The organism is Microcystis sp. M49636_WE2 (assembly GCF_030065375.1).
Lineage (GTDB): Bacteria > Cyanobacteriota > Cyanobacteriia > Cyanobacteriales > Microcystaceae > Microcystis > Microcystis aeruginosa_C.
The window spans coordinates 1-4,588 of record NZ_JASJFG010000961.1 but is presented as its reverse complement, the minus strand read 5'-3'; the positions used below and the strand labels follow the sequence as shown (position 1 = coordinate 4,588).

5 protein-coding genes and 1 pseudogene are annotated in these 4,588 nt (G+C 44.6%); 4 read left to right on the top strand and 2 right to left on the bottom strand.

Annotated features, from left to right (window positions below; genetic code table 11):
- Both PX484_RS22140 and PX484_RS22135 read right to left on the bottom strand, forming a co-directional pair.
- Positions 1 to 291 (bottom strand): ABC transporter permease (locus PX484_RS22140; protein WP_288105509.1); only part of this gene is annotated, 291 nt, incomplete at its 3' end.
- Between the two features lie 349 nt (positions 292 to 640).
- Positions 641 to 1,516 carry an ABC transporter ATP-binding protein gene (locus tag PX484_RS22135; protein WP_287671290.1) on the bottom strand — a complete coding sequence of 292 codons (876 nt, stop codon included), beginning with the start codon at positions 1,514 to 1,516 and terminating at the stop codon, positions 641 to 643.
- A gap of 164 nt (positions 1,517 to 1,680) precedes the next feature.
- Between PX484_RS22135 and PX484_RS22130 the strand changes: the two genes are divergently transcribed.
- The 4 genes and pseudogenes from PX484_RS22130 to PX484_RS22115 all read left to right on the top strand — a co-directional run.
- Positions 1,681 to 2,181, top strand: coding sequence for a L,D-transpeptidase (locus tag PX484_RS22130; RefSeq protein ID WP_130757564.1), 501 nt, complete (start codon positions 1,681 to 1,683; stop codon positions 2,179 to 2,181).
- 125 nt (positions 2,182 to 2,306) lie between these two features.
- Positions 2,307 to 2,561 (top strand): SemiSWEET transporter, encoded by a 255-nt coding sequence (locus PX484_RS22125; RefSeq protein ID WP_002739519.1) that lies wholly within the window; start codon positions 2,307 to 2,309, stop codon positions 2,559 to 2,561.
- Positions 2,562 to 2,714: 153 nt separating this feature from the next.
- Complete coding sequence (locus PX484_RS22120) at positions 2,715 to 3,968, top strand: FIST signal transduction protein (RefSeq protein WP_287766402.1); 1,254 nt, start codon at positions 2,715 to 2,717, stop codon at positions 3,966 to 3,968.
- Positions 3,969 to 4,006: 38 nt separating this feature from the next.
- Positions 4,007 to 4,453: pseudogene (locus tag PX484_RS22115) on the top strand (Uma2 family endonuclease); the annotation flags it as partial.
- Positions 4,454 to 4,588: the final 135 nt, after the last annotated feature.

Below are 4,588 nucleotides of genomic sequence, written 5' to 3'. Positions count from 1 at the left end.
GATACTAGGTAAAGCTTGGTTAGTGGAAGCATTAAAAAAATTTATTACTACTAAACCAGTGAAAGCCGCTAGGACATAGTTAACTATAGAATTATCAAAATAAGAGGCGAAAACCGTGCCGAAAATTGCCGTGTATAGTGCCGTCATAATCAGGGGATTTAACAAAGACCAGTAAACCCCCAGAAAAGAACCCCGATAGCGTCCCTTGAGATTACGTTCCACTAAAACACTAAGCAATTCGTAATATCGCCGCGCTGTTGACCATCTAGTTTTTGCTTGGAGATCGGTCATAGGGATAATTATCATCTCGTCAGTATTCAGTGCTTTATTCTAAACGATTACCGTCAATTTTGTCTATCGATCGAGGGAGGACTCTAGTTTTTATCCAGTTCCCGACGACTCTCCCTCTCGGGAAAAAGTTCCCCTACTAGGCCATTTATCCGGCTCAAAAAGCTTTAAAACCGCTAAAAGCCTCTTTTTTTAGGGTCGAACTCGGTTTTTAGGGATAGCCTCAGCTAATTGACCTAGACTCTAGCAGGTTTGCCAATAAAATAGATGCCGATTTAAACACAGCTAATCTCAGAAAAACCGGAGTCAAAAACCGATAACTGAACAACTTCCTAACGGCCAAAACAAGAATTTAATCTAATTGATGTCCCGTGAGTTCCACGAATATATCTTCGAGGTTGGAAGGACGACACATTACCCCAGTTTTATCGCTCAAAGTGTCCAGATAAGAGTTAGCATCGGCCACAGTGGGGAAGAATTTATAATCGATTTTATCGCCAACTTGTTTGATAACTAAACCCTCGCCATACTTAGTGCGAAAATCCGTTAGAGTTCCTAATTCGATTAATTTGCCTGCGTCCATAATGCCAATTCTGCCTGGGTTTCCCGTGGCGTTATCCTGACAGAGAAATTCCACTTCTTCCATGTAGTGAGTGGTTAATAAAATTGTCATTCCTTGCCGGTTTAAATCGCGAATTACTTCCCACAAACGACGACGATTTTGGGGGTCTAAACCGACAGTTGGTTCATCGAGAAAGAGTATTTTTGGTTCGTGAAGAAGAGCGCGAGCAATCTGTAAACGTCGTTTCATCCCTCCGGAAAGAGTTTTGGCAAGGGCAGATTTTCGATCGCTTAAACTGACATAATCTAAATAGCGATCAATTAATTCCTGTCTCTGGGGATTGGGGATATGGTGCATCCGGCCGTGAAATTCCATATTTTCCCAGACGGTTAATTCCCCATCAACGCTAATCTGTTGTAAGACTACCCCAATATTTTTCTTCACCTGATCGCGGTATTTTTTCACATCATACCCCGCCACTTCGATTTCTCCTTGACTTGCTTCGGTTAGAGTGATAATCATGCGGATTGTCGTCGATTTTCCCGCACCGTTGGGACCGAGTAAACCAAAGATTTCCCCTTTTTCGATGGCAAAGGAAAGCTCGTTAACTACCGGGAGATTATTATAGATTTTAGAAACGCGATCGAGAGCAATAGCGGCGGTCATAGTTACAAAAGTTAATATTCCAGCTATAGATTAGTGTAACCGAATTAGCCCAACTCGACGGCGATTTTATCCTTCCCCCTCGGGATCGTCCTATCGACTTTGGTTTTATCTCATCACAATCAGATTAGAATGCAGATAAAAAATCTTGACTTTGCTGCTATCAGATGCGAGTTTTTCTGCCAATTCTCTGTTTATGTCTAGGAATAGGGGAATTTTTCCTCAATCCCCCCATTAGTCCCGTCAATTCCTTTCCCGCAACCACGGTAACTCGAACGGAAACCCGTTTGCTGCTGAATTTAAAAAAAAGACGAGTTTTTGTTTACCAAGGACAGAAAATAATCGCTTCTTACCCAGTGGCGATCGGTCGTCCGGGTTGGGAAACCCCGACGGGACAATTTAGGGTGATTCAGATGGTGCGGGAACCAGTCTGGGAACATCCTTTCACTGGTCAACTGGTGCCATCGGGAAAAAACAACCCCTTAGGGGCTCGTTGGATTGGATTTTGGACCGATGGTGCCAATTTTATCGGTTTTCACGGTACACCCCAAGAAAATCTCATCGGCCAGGCCGTCTCCCACGGTTGCGTCAGGATGCGCGATCGAGATATAAAAGCTTTATTTGAAAAGGTAAAAATCGGCACTTCGGTGATAGTAGTCGCTCAATAGAAACAATGGGAAAAAATGTCACATTTACCAACACTTTACCCGATGATGTCGAGAGATCCGTCTTAACCAGCAATTTAGATAGTCAACAGTTTAAAATGAGAGAAACTGAGCCAAGAGGATAATCGGTGAATATTATTGAACTAATCGGGATCGTGGCGGGAATATTAACCACTGTATCTTTTTTACCCCAAGTGATTAAAACTTGGCGTTATCGTTCGGCTAAGGACTTGTCCTTAACTATGTTTATTTGCTTTTGTCTGGGGGTTTTTCTTTGGCTCATCTACGGCCTTTATATGAACAGTAAACCGATTATTATTGCTAATTTTGTTACTTTTATCTTAGCGGGGACAATTCTCTATTTTAAGATTAAATATGATTAAAATAACTGACAATCCCTTGCGGCCTTATTGGCTCACGTCATGACAATTCTACAATTTATTGCGCCATCTAGGGGCGCGGATAGGATTTTTAGGTTAATTTATTGTTAAGATGATCATCTTTGACCATTGAGACCAAATTTGGGGTCAAGAAACATGAGCGATCGCATCGAGTGGATTAATGCCCTATCAACCCGTCCCTCCCTAGAAGCAGCGGTGACGGAAGTAGTGGAAAAAGTGACAGATAAGTTAGTTGGATCGGCAGATCTAGCCATAATTTTTATTTCTTCTGCCTATGCCAGCGACTATCCCCGTTTAGTTCCCTTAATCTTGGATAAACTCCCTGTTCCTGTGCTGATCGGCTGCGGTGGGGCGGGGATTGTCGGCATGGGTGACAGGGAAAAAGCGCGAGAAATCGAAGCGAGTCCGGCTTTAAGTCTCACCGTCGCCCATTTGCCCGATGTGGAAGTGCAGCCCTTCTATATCGAAGCGGCGGAAATGCCCGATCTCGACAGTTCCCCCTCTAGTTGGACAGAATTATTAGGGGTAGAAGCGGCCAAAAATCCTCAATTTATCCTTTTAGCCGATCCTTTTTCCAGTCGCATCAATGATTTGTTAGAGGGTTTAGATTTTGCCTACCCCGGTTCGGCCAAAATCGGCGGTTTGGTCAGTGGTGGCATGATCGAACGTTCTGGGGGTCTATTCTACCACGATCAACAAAAACCGCGTAATAGCTATCTCTATCGTCAGGGAACCGTAGGAATCGCCCTTTCTGGCAATATTATCGTCGAAACTATCGTCGCCCAGGGTTGTCGTCCCATCGGACCGATTTATCAGGTGAGTGAGGGAGAACGCAATATTATCATCTCCATGACCGGTAAAGGGGCCGATGGGACTCCCCAACCACCTTTAAACCTACTGCGGGATTTAATCCCCTCCTTAAGGGAAAAAGACCGAGAATTAGTGCAAAACTCCCTTTTTATCGGTATTGCTAGGGATGAGTTTAAAATGCAGTTGCGGGCCGGGGATTTCTTAATTCGCAGTGTTTTGGGAGTAGATCCTCGTCAAGGTGCGATCGCAATTGGCGATCGAGTTCGTCCGGGGCAGCGGGTACAATTTCACCTGCGCGATGCCGACACTTCCGCCCTAGATTTAGAATTACTTTTGCAAGCTTTTCCCCAAGAAAGACCTAATAGTTCAGAGGTACTAGGGGCTTTAATCTTTTCCTGTCTCGGTCGCGGGGAAAATCTCTACGAAAAACCCGACTTTGATTCGGGTCTTTTTCAGCGTTATTTCGCCAATGTTCCCCTCGCCGGTTTCTTTTGCAATGGAGAAATCGGGCCGGTGGCTGGTCGCACTTTTTTACACGGTTATACCTCGGCCTTTGCCCTCTTTCGTCAGGGAATTTAATGTTATACTAAATAGTTAGTACGCTAGGGAGTAGAACGATGGTAAAAGCCCAATCTTTCTCTGAGTCGGAGATTATCTATCCCGATAGTGATGGTAAACCGATGGCCGATAATACCAAACAATTTCGCTGGATTGTGACGATTAAGGAAAATCTCGAATGTTTATTCGCAGAGAATGACCATGTGTTTATCGCCGGCGATCTGTTGTGGTATCCGGTCGAAGGGGATAATAAAACTTGTCAAGCGCCGGATGCTATGGTGGTGTTTGGCAGACCCAAGGGCGATCGAGGTTCCTATAAGCAATGGTTAGAGGACGAGATTGCGCCGCAGGTGGTCTTTGAAATTCTCTCTCCGGGCAACACAAAAGCGGAAATGCGCCGAAAATGGCAATTTTATCAGCGTTTTGGCGTAGAAGAATATTATCTCTACGATCCCGATGCTAATTATCTACAGGGTTGGTGGCGCAGGGGTGATCAATTGGAGTTGACATCCTCGCCGCCCTAAAAGTGCGGCGATTCCTAAACCTCACGATTTAAGTTTCTGCTTCCACCACCGTCGCATACCACAGTTAAAAAACCATGTACTGTCTTACACAGAGTCCACAGACTTTCGCCCCATTTC

Bases quoted from the DNA above. Each gene is read 5' to 3' on its own strand.
- PX484_RS22135 (WP_287671290.1), bottom strand. From the start codon at position 1,516: ATGACCGCCGCTATTGCTCTCGATCGCGTTTCTAAAATCTATAATAAT.
- PX484_RS22130 (WP_130757564.1), top strand. From the start codon at position 1,681: ATGCGAGTTTTTCTGCCAATTCTCTGTTTATGTCTAGGAATAGGGGAA.
- PX484_RS22120 (WP_287766402.1), top strand. From the start codon at position 2,715: ATGAGCGATCGCATCGAGTGGATTAATGCCCTATCAACCCGTCCCTCC.